At 47.5% G+C, this 1723-nt stretch carries 1 protein-coding gene; it reads right to left on the bottom strand.

Features of this window, described 5'->3' with window-relative positions; translation table 11 throughout:
• Nucleotides 1-1723, bottom strand: a 1723-nt coding sequence (locus A3761_RS23730; RefSeq protein ID WP_197473216.1) for an SEC-C metal-binding domain-containing protein, incomplete at both ends; no start/stop codon positions are given.

Genomic DNA, 1723 nt, shown 5'->3' with positions numbered 1-1723 from the left:
ACCTTACCGTGGCACTGCTTATACTTCTTGCCCGAGCCACATGGGCAAGGCTCATTACGCCCTACTTTACGGCCTTCTCGCGTCACAGGGGCCTGCTTTTCTTCAGCCGCCGGAGCCGAGCCACCTTCACTACCGGCTGCATTGGCATCTGCATGTTCAGTCTTTGCCCGGCCCAATTGCTGTTCTAGCTCTTGCTGTCTGCGTCGCTCTAGCTCTTCAGCCTCGTCTTGAGTCTGAATCTTCACGTGACTGGTCACACGTACCACGTCATTTTTCAAATTGCCCAGCATCGATTCAAATAGAACAAATGCTTCTCGCTTGTATTCCTGCTTAGGGTTTTTCTGAGCGTAGCTGCGTAGATGGATACCCTGACGTAATGCATCCATTGATGCCAAGTGCTCCTTCCAAAGCGTATCAAGAATATGTAGAAACACTTGTTTCTCGAAGTTACGCATAGACTGCGCACCCGCCGTCTCTTCTTTCTCTTTGTAAACTTTAACGATCTCTTCAATAATCTTGGTTCGCAAGGTTTCTTCGTGCAAGCTATCGTCACTATCCAACCATTCTTGTACGGGGAGTTTAACCGCAAACTCTGACTCAAGATGGCTTTCAAGCCCGGCGATATCCCACTGCTCGTCTAGGCTTTGCGGTGGAATAAAGCGACTGATCGTATCATCAACAACTTCTTCGCGAATCGCTGCAACGATATCTGAAATATCATCAGACTCCATCACCGAGTTACGCTGCTCATAAATCACACTACGCTGATCGTTCGCCACATCATCGTATTCCAGTAAGGACTTACGAATATCAAAGTTACGGCCTTCTACTTTACGCTGAGCCTTTTCAATCGCATTACTCACCATCTTGTGCTCGATGGCCTCACCTTTGTCCATACCCAAGGCTTGCATGATGTTACGTACACGATCCGAGGCAAACAGACGCATCAAGTTATCTTCTAAAGACAAGAAGAAACGGGTACTACCTGGGTCACCCTGACGGCCAGATCGTCCACGAAGCTGGTTATCGATTCGACGAGACTCGTGACGTTCGGTACCCAAAATATGCAACCCGCCTGCCTCAAGTACGGCTTTATTTCGTACTTCCCAGTCAGCTTTGATTTTAGCGATCTTGTCATCACTTGGGTCTTTCAATGCTTTAATTTCAGCTTCCCAATTACCACCCAGAACAATATCCGTGCCACGACCAGCCATGTTCGTCGCAATGGTTACAACACCCGGCAAACCGGCTTGCGCAACGATCTGAGCTTCTTGAGCATGCTGCTTCGCATTCAATACACTGTGCTTAATGCCTGCTTTCTTAAGTAATGCAGACAAAAATTCAGATGATTCAATAGATGCAGTACCCACTAGTATCGGGCGCTTTTGCGCAACCACAGCTTTTACTTCATCAATGATCGCTTGGTATTTTTCTTCCTGCGTCAGATAGATCAGGTCGTTATGATCAATTCGCTGAATCTCTTTGTTTGTCGGAATAACGACAACATCCAAACCATAAATTTGCTGAAACTCGAATGCTTCGGTATCCGCCGTACCCGTCATACCAGCCAGTTTCGAATAAATTCGGAAGAAGTTCTGGAAGGTGGTTGAAGCCAAAGTCTGGCTTTCAGCCTGAATTGCAACATTCTCTTTAGCTTCTATCGCCTGGTGCAAACCTTCGCCCCAACGACGACCAGCCATGGTTCGGCCGGTATGTTCATCGA

The sequence above is a fragment of the Oleiphilus sp. HI0123 genome, assembly GCF_001635315.1.
Note: the sequence above shows the minus strand (reverse complement) of the source record. Positions and strands in the feature narration are given on the sequence as shown.